The organism is Cryobacterium sp. Y57 (assembly GCF_002929505.1).
GTDB lineage: Bacteria > Actinomycetota > Actinomycetes > Actinomycetales > Microbacteriaceae > Cryobacterium.
In genome coordinates this window covers 91,971-108,584 of record NZ_PJJL01000066.1, presented here as the reverse complement: position 1 = coordinate 108,584, position 16,614 = coordinate 91,971, and the positions used below count along the sequence as shown (strand labels likewise).

Genomic DNA, 16,614 nt, shown 5'->3' with positions numbered 1-16,614 from the left:
GTTACATGACCAACTAACCAGTGAACCGGCTGACGGTCGTGAGGGCGGCATCCACTTAATGAAAGCAGGCAGTCCTTGATCGAAGCGGGCAAGCCGATCTTCGTGCAGATCGCGGATCAGATCGAGAACGACATTATCGATGGAGTCATCAAAGAGGAAACGCCCGTGCCATCGACCAATGAATTCGCGGCCTTTCATCGCATCAACCCGGCCACCGCCGGTAAGGGCGTCAACCGTCTGGTGGAAGACGGCATTCTCTACAAGAGGCGAGGAATAGGAATGTTTGTAGCAACCGGAGCCAGGCAGCGACTCATCGGCGCTCGCACCGAGCAGTTTCGGGCCAACTTTGTCGGACCGCTGTTGTGCGAGGCCGCCAAGCTCGGCATCACCCCCGAGCAGGTGGCCGGCATGATCCGCATCGAATCCAGTACCGAACGAAAGGGTAGCAATTCATGACCGACACCGCCGTGCGCGTCACCGGCCTCACCAAGAAGTTCGGCGCTTTCACCGCCATCGACGATATGAGTTTCACGGTCGAACGCAACAAGATCTACGGCTTGCTCGGCCGCAACGGTGCCGGCAAGACCACCCTGATGCAGCTGCTCTCCGGACAACAGTTCGCCACGAGCGGCTCTCTTGAAGTATTCGGTGCCTCCCCGGTCGAAAATGCGCGGGTATTGCAGTCGCTGTGTTTCATCAAGGAGAGCCAGAAGTATCCAGACAGCTTTCGGCCGGAACACGTACTAGCGAGCGCGCCGTGGTTCTTCGCCAACTGGGACGCGGCCTTGGCGGACCGCCTGGTCGACGACTTTCGCTTGCCGCTGATGCGCCCGATCAAGAAACTCTCCCGCGGGCAACTCTCGGCGATCGGAGTGATCGTGGGGCTCGCCTCCCGCGCCCCGCTCACCTTCTTTGATGAGCCCTACCTCGGGCTCGATGCGGTCGCACGGCAGATCTTCTACGATCGCCTGCTCGAGGACTATGTCGAGCATCCGCGCACCATTATTCTGTCAACGCACCTCATTGATGAGGTCAGCAACCTGCTCGAGCATGTTCTCGTCATCGACGAGGGCCGCATTCTCATGGACCAGGACGCCGAGCTGCTGCGCGGCTCCGCGAGTACCGTCGTGGGCAAGAAAACAGATGTCGATGCTTTCGTCGCTGGCCGCGACATCATTTCTCGAGATGGTATCGGCGGGCTGGCTTCGGTGACCGTCGCGGGCCTCAGCGAGGCCGAACGAGCCGCCGCCCGCGCCGCCGGGCTCGAACTCTCCCCCGTGTCGCTGCAGCAGCTGATCGTGCAGCGCACAACGAGTATTACCCAAGAACCCGAGATCAAGACCGACGCCTGGAGTGCACGCGCATGACTGCCACCGATTTCGTGACCGACACAGCGACATCCGTGCACCCGCGAAGCGCCCCGGAGCGCATCTGGAACGTGGTGCGGCTGCACCTTGTTGACCGCCGCACCTACATCGGCATCCCCTGGCTGATCGTCGGCATGGCTTTCGTGGTCACTATTTTCGTCGCGCAGATCGTCGGTTTCACGACCGGCGGCCTAGGCACCCCCGACGCGATCGAGGGTCAGCGCTACAGCTGGGCCGTTCTCTCGCCGCAGTGGTATCTCGTCATCGTCGGAGTGCAGGCCATCTCGTTCGGGTTTCCGCTCGCGCTCGGCTTCGGTGTGACCCGCCGGGACTTCTATCTCGGGACCGCGTTGCTGTTCGTGCTGATCTCGGCCGCGAACGCACTGGCTTTCGCCGTGCTGACGCAGATTGAACAGCTCACCAACGGCTGGTGGATTGACACCTACATGTTCAACGCGCTCTGGCTCGGGCTCGACGGGTTCTGGGTCGATCTGTTCTCCTTCTTCGTCATGCAACTGCTCGTGTTCTTCATCGGCGCGTCGATCGCGACCATCTACATGCGCTGGCGCATGCCCGGCATGCTCGTGTTCTGGAGCTCCCTGGCCCTGGCCGTGGTCGGTACCGTCACGATCATCACATTCACGAACAGCTGGCCTGACGTCGGCCTCTGGTACGGCGCGCAAGGCATCGCGGGTATCTTCGCCTGGCTGCTGCTCCCGGCCGCTATCGCGGGTTTCGGCGGTTTCCTGGCCTTGCGCCGGGCCACCCCGAAAAGCTAGGGGTCAGGTCGGGCGACTGGCTCAGCCACGGAGTTTTCCCCGTCGACGACGATCACCTGCCCGGTGACGTGGGCGGCTCCGGGTGAGGCGAGAAATGCACTGACGGATGCGACTTCTCCCGGTGTACCGCTGCGACCAGCCGGTACCAGCGCACCCTCCAGAGCTTCGCTCGTGAGTTCGAAGCCGGTCGCGATCCAGCCGGGGACGAGGGCGTTGGAGGTGATGCCGGCACCGGCTTCGTCGACGGCGAGGGCTCGGGTCAGGCCCACCAAGTCAGCCTTCGCCGCGGCGTAGGCGACATCGCCGCAACTCGCCCTGATCGTTCCGCTCGCGCTCGACACCGTCACAAGGCGGCCCAGCCGGCTGCGCGCAGGAAACTGATCACGGCGCGCGTGGCGTGCAAGGCCGTGGACAGGTTGAGGGCAAGGCCCCCATCCCCCTCGAGCGGGGCTGGTCAGACTGTCGCCGTAGCCCATCTCAGCGTCGCCGACGGCGACAGGTTAGCGCCTGCGCGCCCGGTGCCCGGTGCCCCTTGCCCCGAACCCGGTGTCCGGCGCATAACTCCTGCAATTTGGGGTCGGTGCCAGGCGGATGCCCGAAATTCCGGCCGAATTTTCTGAAGCGTGTGCAGATTGCAGGAGTTATGGGCAGGGCAGGGCGGGGCCGGGCCAGGCGGGGCGGGGGCGCAGGGCGGGGCAGGGCCGGGCCAGGCGGGGCGGGGGCGCTAGGCGGGCTCGGGCAACAACAGGAAGCCGTCGACGAGCAGCTCGCGCACCTTCGGCAGGAGTTCGGCGGTAAGCGCTGCCTCGTCCGCGTCGAGCAGTTGGGCGAGAGCGCCAATGATGGCGCCGACGGCGAGGTCTCCGTCGCAGGCGCCGACCAGACCGGCCAGGGCCGTGTCGAGGGGAACCGAACGGCCGAATCCGCTGCCCTGATGCAGGGTCATGAGCGTCGGATCCTGCTGACCGGGCCAGTAGTGGCGTTCCTCGGTGACGTCGGAGGCCACGGTGAGCTGCGTGCGTAACAGGCGCGCATCCTCTGTTTGGGCCTGCCAGTCGTGGGCGGCGAGGCACTCGGCGAGGTGCGCGCCGAGGCCGGCCGGGTTGTGGCCGAGGGCATCGGGCATCCGTTCGAGGCGACGCAGGGTGGGGGCGGCAAGACGCGCGTGAGGCAGTCGCAGCAGCAGGTAGCCGAACCCGACCCGGCGCACGCCGCGCGCGTCGAAGTCCTGTAACCAGGCGTCGTACAGCCGGTCGAAGTCGGGGCCGGGCCGGGTGCCGCCGTCGCGAATCCAGGTTTCGGCGTATTGGCCTGGCGACTGCACTTCGCGTTCGATGATCCACGCGTCGAGTGCCGGCGAGGATGCGGCCGGTGCGGACGCCGGGAATGTCGCGGGCGCGCCGGCCCCCGGGAGCATCGCGGGCGTGACCCAGCGCTCGAGCCGCTCGAAGGCATCCGTTTCGCCGTGGTATTCCCAATTGCCGAGCAGCTGCACGACGCCGCCGGGCGTGAGGTGCCTCGCGGCCCCGCGCACGACGGCCTCGACCAGCGCGTCGCCGACCATTCCGCCGTCGCGATACTCGTAGCTCGGCACGCCCTCGGCCCGGGGCGTGATCACGAACGGCGGATTGGAGATGATGTGATCGAATTTCTCCCCCGCCACCGGCTCGAACAGGCTGCCGAACCGAAACTCGATATTGTCGATCTCGTTGAGCGTCGCGTTCAGCGCCGCGAGCTCGAGCGCTCGCACCGAGATATCGGTCGCAACAACATGCTCGGCGTTTCGGGAGGCGTGCATGGCCTGGATTCCGCAGCCGGTGCCGATGTCGAGCACGCGCTCCACCGGGTTTGGCATCATGAGTCCGCTCAGGGTGAGGGACGCTCCGCCGATGCCGAGAACATGGGTTTCGCCGAGCGCATGCCCAAGCGCCAGCTCCCCGAGATCGCTCACGATCCACCAGCTGTCGGCGCCGTGGGCGTCAATGAAGCTATACGGGCGCAGGTCGACGAGCGGGCGCACGCGCACGTCATTGTCGGTGGCGACAAGACTCAGCTCCAGAGCGCCAGCAGCCCCGAGCGACGGCAGCGCGGCGTCGAGGTCCGCGACCGAAACCGGGTCACCGAGCAGGAACAGCCGGGCCAGGGTCGCGGCAGGCTCGTTTCGGCCGAGTTTGACAGCGAGGGCGGCGAGCGCCCGCCGGGCCGGAACCCGTTGGTTGCGGTGCAGCGCGGCATCCGCGTCGATCCCCCACAGGCCGGTCAGGCCGGGAACCGAGAAGTGGGCGGCAGCGAGGTCGGTGCGAAGGCGCGGGATCAGAGTTGCAGAAGTCACTCATCTATTCAACTCGATGCGCGGCCGATGCCCGCACCAGTCACAGCCAGCGCATGGTGAACGCGTGGGCGACGACCTCGTTGGCCGGCGGCAGCGTGAGTGAGCGCACGACGGCGTTGCGGGCGTGGAGCCGCGCACCGTGGGCGGGGCGGCCCATATTCATGTTGAACCCGGCCTGCAGGGCAGCGCGACGCCCTGCGCTGCGACGGGTGCGGTCGTAGGTTGCCAAAACGGATGCTGCCGCCGCCGGATCGAGCAACGCCCGCTGCAGTGCCGGCGCGAGTGCAACGGCGTCGAGCCAGCCGAGATTCATGCCCTGCCCGCCGATCGGACTGATCTCGTGTGCCGCGTCGCCAACCAGCACGATGCGGCCCGCAGCCCGGGGACCGGAGCTCGGCCCACCCAAAACGTGCAGCGATTTCGAATGCATGCGCCGGGCCAGCCTCTGCTGTACGGCAAACGCGCTGGCGGCTCCGAGGGGTTCGATCACACGCACCCCCGTTCGATGACGAATGAGCGCGGCCAGGTCGGCGCTGTCGGCATCCGTTGCGAGAAAATCGGTCATCGCCACCCAGCGGCGACGACCATCGGGCAGCGGAAACGATTCGACCACGCCACCGCGCTCGAAATAGAGCACCGCGCCGGCGTCGCCCGGATGGGTGCTCGTCGGGGCAGTATCGACGAAGTCGCCCATGAGGTAGGTTTCGCTGCGCCCAAGCTGCCGCCAGGCGATGCCCGCCGCCTCGCGTACCCGGCTGCGCGCTCCGTCGGCCCCGATCACATAGCGGGCCTCGATCAAACCGGAATCGGTGGACACCGAGACGGCGTCACCGCGATCGCGCACCCCGGTCATCGTCACGCCGCTGCGATATCGTCCGGGCCGGAGCGCGTCGAACCGCGCGCGCAACAGGGCCTCCGTCTCGTACTGCGGCAGGGCGACCACGAACGGATATCCCGGCGCTGCCCGTTCAAACGACAGCTGCCCGAGCCTATGGCCGTCGGAGCGCACCTCCCCCGCGCGAATGCGCACGGCTCGCTCGAGGAGAGCGTTAGCAACGCCGATTGCGGCGAGTGCCCGCAGCGACGGCGGGTGAATGCCAATCGCCCGCGAGCGCAGCGACGGCTGCGCACGTTGCTCGAGCACCTCAACGTCGAGGCCGCCGACGGCGAGGACACAGGCCAGCATCGTGCCCACCGGTCCCCCACCGACGATCAGCACGTCACGCATCCGATGTGCTTTCCGCCTCTGGCGCCGCATCAGGCTCTGATCGTTTGCCCACAGGCCCTGGCGCCTCTGGAGCATCTGGCGCATCATGCAGCGCGGGATCAGCCGCGGTCGTTGCCGGCTGCTTCGGAGCTTCCCAGCGCAGCTCTAACCGAGAGGGGAGGCCACGCGATACGGTCCACTCGGCGGGCACGACCGCCCGCAATTCTTCGGCGGTATAGCTGCGTTGAATCGAGGTGAGCCCGTCGGGGCGTATGTACGAGTGCCGAAAGAACGGCGACGTCGCCGCCGCGAACCCGAGGTAGGCGAAATTCGATCGCTCGAGGTCGGCGTGCAGCACCCGGCGCCTCGCGAGCGCCTCAGAATCCAAGAGCAACCCTTTCAGCTCGTCGACGCTCAAGTGGTGCAGCACGTGATTGGAGACCACGAAGTCGAAGCGCTCGCCGTCCGCTACGAGGTCAGAGCTCAGCGCCCGCTGGAATGACAGCCCGACGATTTTCGGCTGACTGGTCGCGAACACGTGCGCACGGGAGTCCGGATCGATGCCGGTCACCTTGAGCCGCAGACCGTCGCGCACGGCCCAGCGAGCCAGCGCCCGCGACACGTCGCCGCCCCCGGAGCCAACGTCGAGCAGCGTCATCTCGGTCGTCGTCGACAGAGCAGGGCGGATGCTGCGGCGATAGATCTTCCACCAGCCAGACACGACTGCGTTGACCACACGAAAATCCTGATAGGTGCGGGTGAGCATGGCCGGGTCGCACAGCGGAGAATCCATGAGTTCCACGGCCCTGTGCGCCCGCACGCGGAGCGATGGAAGGGCCATTCAGCCCTCGATCACAGTCATCAGGCCGGACTCCACGGTGAGACCGGGGCCGAACGCCAGGGCGCAGACCCGTTCACCATCGGCGGTGGCCGCACCGTCAAGAATGGATTTCATCACGAACAGAATGGTCGCGCTGCTCATATTGCCGTTGGTGCGCAGAGTCTCTCGCGATGGACTCAGCTGGTCGGCGCGCAGTTCGAGCTTTGCTTCGGTCTTGTCGAGAATGCTTCGGCCGCCGGGGTGGATTGCCCAGTGCTCGATCACCGAGCTGAGCGAGGCCGGGGGCGCGAGGGTGAGAACACGGGCGGCCACGCTATCTCCCGCAGCTGATTCGCTCGTCCCCTCGCTGAGCGGAGCTGCGAGCTGCGCGGTAATTGATGCATCGCGGGCGAACAGTGGAGCGAGGGCTTCCTCGATGTGCTCGTCGATGATGTGCGGCACATACGTGCTCAAAATCATCTCGAAGCCCTCATCACCGATCTTCCACGCCATGTCGCCTTCGCCGACCGGGGTGATCACCGTTTCGAACAGGTCGAGGCCGAGGGCTTTCTCGCCGGGCAGCGGGGCTCTGGCGCTCACGATACCGGCGGCGGCACCGTCAGAAAATAGCGAGGAAGCAACGATGGTGTCCGGGTCGTTCGAGGTGCGCAGGTGCAGCGAGCAGAGTTCAGCGCTGACCACGAGCACGACCGCGTTCGGGTCGGCCTCGACGAACTGCTTTGCGGTGCGAAGAGCCGGCATCGCTGCATAGCAGCCCATGAATCCCAGGTGGTACCGCTGGGTACTGGCCTTCAGCCCGAGCTCCCGCACCAGCATGTAGTCGGGGCCGGGCGCGTAAAACCCGGTGCACGAGACGGTGACCACGTGGGTCACATCGTCGGGCCGGATATCGGGGCAGGCGGCGAGCGCCCGGCGGCCAGCTTCAACGAAGAGTTTGGTGGCCTCGGTGATGTAGAGCTCGTTGCGTACTTTGGTGCTCGGGACCAGCAGAAGCTGCTGGCGCGCATCGAAGAACTGGGGTTCGGCTGCATCGTTGTCGATGGTGAGTTCGGCGATGACGGTGTGTCGGGTCTCGATGCCCGACACGTTGAAACTCGTGCTGACCAGCCGTTGAGCTAGTCGGCTCAGCCCCGGCTGGGCGGCGAAGATGTCGCGCACCTGCTCTTGAATCAGAATCGTCGGGGGAACTACAGTCTGGATCGCTCTTAGCGTGACGGCCATGATTCAGTGTCGCACGTGGCTCTGACTGAGTACACCCCTCGGCGATGAATCTAGTGCAGGCGGGCAAACAGCCGGGTTCCGCTGAGCGCCAGCAGCAGACCGGCCGTCACGATGGCCGCCACTCCGCCCAGGTAGGCGACGACGGTTCCCAGCGTGCCGACGCGCTCGAACAGGCTGCTGTCCAGCACGAGAGTCGCGATGAACGCCACGGCAGAGAACGCCCCACAGCCAATCGATACCCACCGAACAATGCGAACCGTCGAGTGGCGCAGCCCGGTGAATTCTCGGCGACGAGGTGTCGGGGCCGGGATCGCAGTACCGGCACGCGTCACGATGCCCGGGCGCGGCCAGGCCAGAACCGCCCCGGCGAGGCACCCCCATAAGGCGACCCAGAGCAGAGCTGCGATGACGTCACTCGGTCGATGCCACTGGTTGGCGAGCGTTGCCACACCGGCCAACACGGCGAAGGCTGTGCCCCAGCCGGCGACCATCGGGCGCAGGCGCGGGCTCGCGACCAGAAATACCACGAGAGCGGATGCCGCCGCCACCGTCGTATGCCCCGACGGGAATGAATTTCCGGCATACCCCTCGACCGCAAGGTCAGGGCGGGCCAGTATCCCGTATTTCAGCAGTTGCGCCGACCCCGTGGCCGCCGCGGCCGCGACCAGCGCAACGATCAGGGTGCGCCAGTTGCGGCGCACCAGCGCGATGATCGCGGTCAGCACCACCCCGAATACCACGGCGATATCCGGCACGGAGTCGAGCACCCGGCCGGTGAACGGCGTGATGCTGAGCCGGCCGAATTCGGCGCCGTCATACGCGAGCTGGTCGGCCTCCTGGCCGGCATGGCTGCGTACGAAGAAAAGATAGAGGCCGAGGAAGGCGAACGCGGTCAACGATGCCCCGACGAGGTACATCAGCGGTCCCTGCCGGAGGGAGCTTCGAGGTAACCAATTGCGCACGGTCAAGCATGCCACGGGTTTCGAGGAGGCACAGTGTCGCCTGCGATCAGACCGGGTCCACATGAATCCGCTTGCTGTCGAACACGGCGTCACCGATTGGAAAACGCGGGACAGCATCACCCAACTCGTCGATGACGCCGGATAAATCGTTGCCGTTGCTGTTTGCCGACGCCGTTGCCGCGGGGTGAAACCGCCTCGTAGCGCGGTGCTGCCGGGCCGCCAGCGCAGCGCCATCACTGATTGAACGAACTTTTACCCATTTACCCCAGCGATGTTCGATTGATGTGTGGCGTACACCCGTTGTTCAAGAACTTCTGATCCAATAGTAAGAACAATCGTGATGACGCGCCAGATTGAGCACGCCCGCGACAAACGAATGGACGCTCTGTGAGCATTCGAACGGCTGAATTTCCCCGGCCGGACCACTTTCTGTTACACCTGAGCGACACCCACCTGTTGGCGGGAGGCTCGAAGCTTTATGGCAGCATCAACGCTGAAATCCATCTGGCCGACCTTTTCGCCGAGGTCGAGGCCTCAGGCGCCCGTCCCGAGGCGATCGTCTTCACCGGCGATCTAGCCGACAAGGGCGAACCGGGTGCCTACGAACTACTGCGGGCAATCGTCGAACCGGCCGCTGAACGTCTCGGCGCCCGCGTTATCTGGGTGATGGGCAACCACGACAATCGCTCGGCGTTTCGCGCTGAACTGCTCGACCAACTGCCCAGTGAATCGCCCATCGACCGGTCCTATGACCTCAATGGTTTGCGAATCATCACCCTCGACACGTCCGTTCCCGGCCACCACCACGGCGCCGTGACCGACCAGCAGCTGCTCTGGCTCGCCGCAGAACTGCGCGTGCCCGCGCCCGACGGCACCATTTTGGCCATGCACCACCCCCCGATTCCGAGCGTGCTCGACCTGGCCACCGCTGTTGAGTTGCGCGATCAGGAGCGCCTGGCCGAGGTGCTGCGCGGCTCCGACGTGCGCAGCATCATCGCCGGTCACCTGCATTACTCGTCGATGGCGATGTTCGCGGGCATCCCCGTGTCGGTTTCGTCAGCGACCTGCTACACCCAGGACCTCAACGTTCCCGTCGGCGGCACCCTCGGCCGCGACGGCGCTCGCGCATTCAACCTGGTGCACGTTTTCCCGGGTACAGTGCTGCATTCCGTGGTGCCACTCGGCCAGCATCCAACACTGGAATACGTCGATGCCGCCGAAAGCGCTCGTCGCCTGCACGCTTCCGGCGTCGAGACTATGCCGTCGGCAACTCTGCCCGCACTGCGCGAGCCCCCGATGACCAGGCCGATCCCGGTTCTGCACTAGTCGCCGGGCTGGCCCGTTCCCATGGTGCCACGATCGGAAAGTACAGCTCCAGAAATTCGGTCACCGCGGCGCGGCGCACCTCGGTAGAGATTTCCGGGCGACTGCCGTCGTTCAGGCAGAACATGTCCTGATCGCGATGCTTGCGCAGGTGATTCATCTGTCGCAGGGCGATACGCAGCGTCGTCTCGATATACAGCGAACGCACCTGCGTCTGCGCGACCGCGCGACCAGTCATCAAGGCGTAGTAGTGATAGAGCGAGTTGGTGACCGAGATGTCGGTCGGCGAGCGAAACCGGCTGGCGGCTGTGCGGCTGAAGTCCTCGGGAAACTCCCGTTCCAGCTCAAGCAGCACACTCTTACGCATGGGTGCCGGCGTGTGCTCGAGGTGCCGGGTGGTGACCTTGCCGAAGCGCCCACGCAACAGCGCCCGATTCACCCGAGCAGCGTTCTCGAACCCACTGCGGGTCGGGTCGTTCTCGCCCAGACCGATACGAGTGGCTGCCTCGACGAATTTGGTCACGCCGCCCGGCGAGAAGAACAGCTCTGGACCGACCGGACGACCAAAGAACATGTCGTCGTTCGAGTACAGAAAGTGCTCGGCCAGGCCCGGAATGTGGTGCAGCTGGCTTTCCACGGCGTGCGAATTATGAATGGGCAGCACGCTCGTGTCACCGAAGAAGTCTTCGCTGCGCATGATCGTGACACGCGGATGCTCGGCCAGCCATTCCGGCGCGGGCGAATCGGTCGCAATGAAGATACGTCGAATCCACGGGGCGAACATATACACGCTCCGCAGCGCGTACTTGAGCTCGTCGATCTGGCGAAAACGGGCGTCGGAATCGTCACCCTCGCCGATGACGTAGGCCTTCATCCGCTTGGCGCGTTCCCGCTGAAATTCGTCGCTCGACCCGTCGACCCAGCTGAACACAAGGTCGATATCGAAAGAAACGTCGCTCGCCAGGTCATCGAACATGTTCTGCAGGGTCAGCCAGGAGCGCCCGTACAGGTCGACCGTGGTTTCACGGGCTTCAGCGCGCGGCAGCCGGGTGCGCATGAGGGCATTTTCCACCGGGGCGATTATTTCGTCTTCGCCGAAGCGCCACAATTCCAGCTGAAACGCGGTCTGGGCGCCGTAGCGTAGGCGGCCGATCGGTTCGATACGCGGCCGGTAGACGCGAAACACGGAGGACTTGCGCAGCGTCGTGAGAGCGCCGTCGGCGAGCAGAAATTGCTGGCTGACGTTGCCATCCTGCGGCTTGGCGTAGAAAGGCTCGTTGGCGAACGCCCGGCTCAATACCTTGGTGATTTCCTTGCGTCGTTTGCGGTCGACGGCAATGACCGGCCGGTTGTGGTCGCCGCGCACAAGCAGAAAGTCGATGCCAGCAGCGGTGAGGGCGTCGTACACGGCCACGAGGTCCTTCACCATGGACTCGTGCGGCGTGTAGTGGCCGTTGATGAGGGCTATCTCGCCCTTACGCACGACGAGATCGTCACGGTCGAAGCGACGGGTGCGGGCATCCGGTGTGATCAACACCAACTCGGGCTCACTGCTGAGAGACAGGGTCGGAATCAGCCCGGTGTTGGTGGGGGGTTCAGGCTCGCTCGAATCGAATCCGACCGAGTCGGGGCGAAACGCGTCGGTGTCAAAGATGTCACCGTCGAAAGTATCGGCATAGCCCTGGTCGGGAGTCTCGGGTTGTGCCTCGGGGATATCACGTGTCGCCATGGTCCTCCTTGAGAAAGTGGTGCGCACGATCGTGGACCAGCCAGGGCTGACACCGAGGAGTGCATCGAAATTGCCGGCGTGAATGATTCAGGGTGTTTTGCAGCGACGATCTTCTCGAGAAGCGACGAGGTTCTCGATGAGCGACTGGCGTTTTGTGAAACGCGGTGGCATTTGTACTTAGTGTACGTCTTGACGTCGGCAATTCGGTGCCGCGACCGACCAACAGACCGGCCGCGCATGAACGGATGCTGCGGCATCCGTTCGCCGGTTTAACGGGGCCAGAGCGCGGCGATATCGAAGAGGCCCCTGATCAGGGCCATCAACAAAATCATCCCCCGTTCTGGGGCGAGGGTAAGCCGCTGAGGCCGGCCGGGCGGCGATCGAACGTAACGTGCGTGACCTTGTGCGCTGCAGTGAATCCGGCCCAGATTTTGATTTCGGGAACCATGACGGTTCTTTCGATGGGTTTTTCGGATAGGGGACGGGTTGGCCGAAGTTAGTGTGTGGGCGCCGAGTCGGGGTTTTGCCGTTCGGCCACCACGCGAGCGATCAGGTCGGTCGTCGCCGCCGGCAACGGCAGCTCGCCCGGGTCGGTCACCGGCAGCTGGCAGACGAAATCGCGGCAGAGATACGCGGTGGGTAGACCGCTCGGCGCGGCGCGCTGGTCGAACAGGGCGAAGCCGGCGGCGGCGAAGGCCCGGGCCTGGGTCTCTGAAACGGATGCGACGACCTGCGCCGGATGCCGCCGTGCGAGGTCGGAGAGAGTGACGGGGTGCGGCGTGACGGGGTGCGGCGTGACGGTCTGCTGGTTTTCGTCGCTCCGGTCGGGCGAGACGATTACGAGTTGCTCGATCGGGGTGCTCAGTTCGTCGAACAGGTGCAGTGCGGCGCCGAAGGCAAGCGGCTGCCGCGGCGCGGGTGAGGCCACCAGGCTGAGGCCCGCCTGCGCGGCCCGGCGATAGCGATCGTCGCCGGTGAGGCGGTACAACAGCAGGGCGGCGTCGGCGGTCGCGGACAGTCCGGACGGGTAGGCCCCTTCGGAGGGATCGACAACGCTGACCAGCCCTTGCGCACTGAGCACCGGATCCGCGCCGTGCGGCGGGCGGAAAATAGCGGATTGGTGCGTGCCACTGGCTCCGGACCGCGTCGCTGATTGCGGCGATTCGGCGGCGGAGGGGGCGTTTGAGATCGTGCTGTCGAGCAGGCGGCGAGCCCGGCTGGCGTAGGTCACGTCACCGGTAACGAGTGCGAGTTCGAGGAGCCCGCGTGAGTACATGCCATAGTCCTCCAGCGTGGCTTTGGCCGCTGACGTACGGCCGGAGAGAGCACGATCGGCAGCAGCGGCGTCGGCAGCGATACCATCGGCAGCAGCAGTGGCGGCGGCAGCGATGTCATCGCGGGTGGCGCGGCGCGCGTTGACCCGGGCGGCGCCTACATCGGCAACAGAGGCGCGCACGAGGGTACCGTCGGCGCGCTCGTGTTGCTCGTGCAGGGAATCAGCGGCACGACGGGCGGCGCTGATGAGGTCGGGGCGGTCGAAGACGAAACCGGCTCGGGCCAGGGCCTGAATGGCGAGGCCGTTCCAGCCGGTCAGCACTTTCTCGTCCAGTGCGGGAGGAATTTGCCGCTCGCGGTCACTCGCCGCGAGCGCGTAGTAGCCCCCCTCGACCCGCACGCCATCAACCGTGCTCTCAGAGTCTTGCGCGCTGGCGAACCCGCCGCTCGGAAGCTGCATCACATCAGTGAGAAAACCTGCGACGCCCTCGGCCACGTGGCGTGCCCACGCCCCGCCGGTGAGCATCCAGGCGCGCGTGTAGAGGCCGAGCAGTTGAGCATTGTCGTAGAGCATACGTTCGTAGTGCGGATCGCTCCAATCCCGGTTGACCGCGTAGCGAAAGAAGCCACCCTCGATCGAGTCCCGCAGCGGGGATGCACCCATGATCTTGAGCGTGCGCAGCGCAAGGGCCGTGCCGTCGCTTGGGACCGCGCTACTCAGCGCGGCGTCGTGCTCGGGCTCGGGCTCGTGCTCGGGCTCGTGCTCGTGCTCGTGCTCGGGGGCGACCTCGATATCGCGCCTCGACACCCTGCCGTGCCCGAGCAGAAACGAGAGCGTCGGCGACGCCGGAAACTTCGGCGCGCCGCCGAAACCGCCGAAAAGGGTGTCTTCGAAGCCGACGAGCTCCGCGACGGCGTGGTCGAGTTCTTCCGCGCTGGGTCGGGCGTCAGCCGTGGAACCATCCCCTCCAACCGACTCCGACCCCGCGGCAAGCTGCCGAGCCGACTCGGCGAGCACTTCGGCTACCCGAGCTGCACCCGCCGTCACCTCCTCGCGGCGGGTGAGCCAGGCATCCGTCACCGCGGACAGTACGTCGCGAAATGATGGATGTCCCGGCTGACCGACCGGGGGAAAATACGTTCCGGCATGGAAGGCCTGCCCGTCGGGCGTGACGAACACGTTCAGTGGCCAGCCGAGGCCCTGCACGAAGGCGCTCGCGGCGGCGAGGTAGCTCGCGTCGACATCGGGGTGTTCCTCACGGTCCACCTTGATGCTCACGAAGTGCTCGTTGAGATAGCCGGCGATATCTGGATCGCTGAAGCTTTCCCGAGCCATCACGTGGCACCAATGGCAGGTCGAGTATCCAATCGATACCAGAACGGGCAGATCACGTTTTTTTGCCTCGACAAAGGCTTCGATGCCCCAGCTGTGCCAGTGCACGGGGTTTTCTGCGTGGGAACGCAGGTATGGACTGATGGCATCAGCTAGGTGGTTGGGCATTCTTCCATTGTGCTCCGACCGCGCAGGTTAGGGTACCCGCGCTCGATCGCTGTCTCGGCACACGTGACAACAGATGGGCACATTGCAGCGAAGAATGCTCTGGTGATGAATCAGAAATCCCATCACATGCTCGCAAAATAAACCGTCGGACGATTTCATGTAGAAGAAGTCGACATCAAATGTTCGTTTGACAATCAAAACTTGGTTCGAGCTGGCTCTCCCGGATATGCCGTGGTTCTCGTGTGGATTGGGGACAGAGGGTCACAATGGCGCGAGCGCGGCAACGACCCAGGAGACCCTGCAAGTGATGCGGGAGGGCATAACCGCCCAACGCGACGTTGCCGAACAGTGGCGACTGCTTGAGAGCCGGCTCACGGCGATGGAGAAGACGCTCAACGACGTATCGTGAGTGCTTGGGCGCGGCGATGCACCCGCACCCAGACAATGAACCCGATGACGGTAAACGCCCCGTAGAACAGGTACAGCACGGCGGAGGCGTAGTAGCCGGCACTGATCAATAGCGGCACCCCGACGATGTCGACGGCCACCCAGATGAGCCAGAATTCGGTCCAGCCCTTGGCCATGCCGTAGGTCGCCAGCAGGGAGCCGGTGAAGATCCAGGCATCCGCCCAGACCGGCTCGAAGGAGCCGAGCGCGCGAAAGATCGGGGTGAGCACCAGCGTGCCGGCGACGAGGCCAAGACCCAGCAGAACACGCGTGCGATTGCTGGCCCAGTGCGGCACGACGGCCACCTGCACCGTGGAGATACGGCTGCGGCGCCACTGCACCCAGCCAAAGATCGACACAACGATGAACATGATCTGGCGGCCAGCCTGCCCGAGCAGGTTCACCGGATTGGGCGTGCCGAAAACGGCTCCGAGGAACACGGTGAACAGCAGCGCATTGCCGATAATGCCCACCGGCCAGGCCCAGATCTTGCGGCGCATGCCGCCGACCGCGCTCGCGATTCCAAACGCATTGCCGACAACCTCGCGCCAGAGAATGGTCTGGGTGCCGATCTGCAACTGGGCGTCGAACAGCCATTCAATCGGATTCATGGGATCTTTCTGCCTATCGGCGCGGACGCGCGCCCGCGCCTCATAAAAAACGCAACGCATCCCAATGTACGCCGCTGGCGGGCCGAATCCAGCCGAGCAGAAGGCCGTGGCCCCACCGACCATGAGTCAGCGGGGCCACGGCCTCACATGCACGCTGCGTGCTAGTTCACCTCATTGGGGTGCGCCGAGACGCGGCCGGCGCGCTCCAGAGCGGAGATCATGGCGACCTCGGTGTGGGTGAGTTCGAAGTCGAAGACGTTGAAGTTCTCGGTCATGCGCTCCACCCGGTTCGACTTGGGGAACAGGATGTTGCCGACCTGCAGGTGCCAGCGAATGACGACCTGTGCGGGCGACTTGCCGTGCGCGTCGGCAGCATCCGCTATCACTTGCTCCTCAAACAATGGGTACTTGCCCTGGCCGAGCGGGCCCCAGGCTTCGATGTTGATGCCATTCTCGCGGGAGAAGGCAGTGACCTCTGGCTGCTGGTGCGCCGGGTGCAGCTCGATCTGGTTGATGGCCGGCACGATGCTCGTCTCATGCAGCAGGCGGTCAAGGTGCGGCACCAGAAAGTTCGAGACACCGATGGAGCGGGCCCGGCCGGACTCTCGAATCTTCTCGAGAGCTCTCCAGCTTTCGACGAATTTGTCGTTGGCCGGGGCCGGCCAGTGGATCAGGTAGAGGTCGACGTAATCGAGGCCGAGCTTCTCGAGACTTTCCTCGAACGCATCGAAGGCCGACTGGGTGCCCTGACGGTCGTTCCAGAGCTTGGTAGTGATGAACAGTTCGGAGCGGTCGATGCCGGAGGAAGCGAGGGCCTTGCCCACGCCCTCCTCGTTGCCGTAGACGGCGGCGGTGTCGATGTGGCGGTAGCCGACCGAGAGCGCGTCGGCCACGATGCGGGTGGTTTCGTCGGGTTCGACTTTGAACACGCCGAAACCGAGCTGCGGAATCGTGTAGCCGTCGTTGAGGGTGATGGTGGGAACAGATTTCGTCATCCCGTCAGCCTATTGGCTGTTGTT

Annotated in this window: 15 protein-coding genes; 5 read left to right on the top strand and 10 right to left on the bottom strand. The window is 65.0% G+C overall.

All coding sequences use genetic code 11. The features are described 5' to 3' along the window. Window positions 1-75: 75 nt before the first annotated feature. The 3 genes from CXY72_RS09400 to CXY72_RS09390 are packed head-to-tail and all read left to right on the top strand — an operon-like array spanning window position 76 to window position 2,146. Window positions 76-456 (top strand): GntR family transcriptional regulator, encoded by a 381-nt coding sequence (locus CXY72_RS09400; RefSeq protein ID WP_104127434.1) that lies wholly within the window; start codon window positions 76-78, stop codon window positions 454-456. Further along, on the top strand, window positions 453-1,367 hold the full coding sequence (locus tag CXY72_RS09395; protein WP_104127433.1) for an ABC transporter ATP-binding protein: 915 nt from the start codon (window positions 453-455) through the stop codon (window positions 1,365-1,367). The genes CXY72_RS09400 and CXY72_RS09395 overlap by 4 nt, the downstream gene beginning before the upstream one ends. Further along, a complete protein-coding gene (locus CXY72_RS09390; protein WP_104127432.1) occupies window positions 1,364-2,146 on the top strand; it encodes a hypothetical protein in 783 nt (260 codons plus the stop codon). Before CXY72_RS09395 ends, CXY72_RS09390 begins: the two co-directional genes overlap by 4 nt. Here CXY72_RS09390 and CXY72_RS09385 read toward each other — a convergent pair. The 6 genes from CXY72_RS09385 to CXY72_RS09360 all read right to left on the bottom strand — a co-directional run bounded on the left by CXY72_RS09385 (window position 2,143) and on the right by CXY72_RS09360 (window position 8,664). Continuing rightward, window positions 2,143-2,622, bottom strand: coding sequence for an SDR family oxidoreductase (locus CXY72_RS09385; protein ID WP_104127431.1), 480 nt, complete (start codon window positions 2,620-2,622; stop codon window positions 2,143-2,145). The genes CXY72_RS09390 and CXY72_RS09385 overlap by 4 nt on opposite strands. A 248-nt stretch (window positions 2,623-2,870) precedes the next feature. After that, the gene (locus CXY72_RS09380) at window positions 2,871-4,478 is read right to left on the bottom strand and encodes a methyltransferase (RefSeq protein WP_104127430.1); all 1,608 of its coding nucleotides are present in this window, start codon (window positions 4,476-4,478) and stop codon (window positions 2,871-2,873) included. A gap of 40 nt (window positions 4,479-4,518) precedes the next feature. Continuing rightward, entirely contained in the window at window positions 4,519-5,706 is a 1,188-nt protein-coding gene (locus CXY72_RS09375; protein ID WP_104127429.1) for an NAD(P)/FAD-dependent oxidoreductase, read from the bottom strand. Then, complete coding sequence (locus tag CXY72_RS09370; RefSeq protein ID WP_104127428.1) at window positions 5,699-6,526, bottom strand: class I SAM-dependent methyltransferase; 828 nt, start codon at window positions 6,524-6,526, stop codon at window positions 5,699-5,701. The genes CXY72_RS09375 and CXY72_RS09370 overlap by 8 nt, the downstream gene beginning before the upstream one ends. Beyond that, window positions 6,527-7,747, bottom strand: coding sequence for a type III polyketide synthase (locus CXY72_RS09365; RefSeq protein ID WP_104127427.1), 1,221 nt, complete (start codon window positions 7,745-7,747; stop codon window positions 6,527-6,529). A 50-nt stretch (window positions 7,748-7,797) separates the two neighbouring features. Next, window positions 7,798-8,664 (bottom strand): phosphatase PAP2 family protein, encoded by an 867-nt coding sequence (locus tag CXY72_RS09360; RefSeq protein WP_158252526.1) that lies wholly within the window; start codon window positions 8,662-8,664, stop codon window positions 7,798-7,800. A 432-nt stretch (window positions 8,665-9,096) separates the two neighbouring features. Between CXY72_RS09360 and CXY72_RS09355 the strand changes: the two genes are divergently transcribed. Beyond that, a complete protein-coding gene (locus CXY72_RS09355) occupies window positions 9,097-10,035 on the top strand; it encodes a phosphodiesterase (protein ID WP_104127425.1) in 939 nt (312 codons plus the stop codon). Here the strand turns inward: CXY72_RS09355 and CXY72_RS09350 are convergent. Beyond that, complete coding sequence (locus tag CXY72_RS09350) at window positions 9,965-11,761, bottom strand: stealth family protein (RefSeq protein ID WP_104127424.1); 1,797 nt, start codon at window positions 11,759-11,761, stop codon at window positions 9,965-9,967. The genes CXY72_RS09355 and CXY72_RS09350 overlap by 71 nt on opposite strands. A gap of 496 nt (window positions 11,762-12,257) precedes the next feature. Then, entirely contained in the window at window positions 12,258-14,537 is a 2,280-nt protein-coding gene (locus tag CXY72_RS09345) for a thioredoxin domain-containing protein (RefSeq protein WP_104127423.1), read from the bottom strand. Window positions 14,538-14,724: 187 nt separating this feature from the next. Here CXY72_RS09345 and CXY72_RS09340 point away from each other — a divergent pair, with 187 nt between their 5' ends. Further along, window positions 14,725-14,946: a hypothetical protein gene (locus CXY72_RS09340; RefSeq protein WP_104127422.1), complete on the top strand. Its 222-nt coding sequence runs from the start codon at window positions 14,725-14,727 to the stop codon at window positions 14,944-14,946. Here CXY72_RS09340 and pnuC read toward each other — a convergent pair. Both pnuC and CXY72_RS09330 read right to left on the bottom strand, forming a co-directional pair. Then, window positions 14,930-15,595, bottom strand: coding sequence for a nicotinamide riboside transporter PnuC (gene pnuC / locus CXY72_RS09335; RefSeq protein WP_104127421.1), 666 nt, complete (start codon window positions 15,593-15,595; stop codon window positions 14,930-14,932). The genes CXY72_RS09340 and pnuC overlap by 17 nt on opposite strands. 161 nt (window positions 15,596-15,756) lie before the next feature. Further along, complete coding sequence (locus CXY72_RS09330; RefSeq protein ID WP_104127420.1) at window positions 15,757-16,590, bottom strand: aldo/keto reductase; 834 nt, start codon at window positions 16,588-16,590, stop codon at window positions 15,757-15,759. Window positions 16,591-16,614 lie beyond the last annotated feature (24 nt).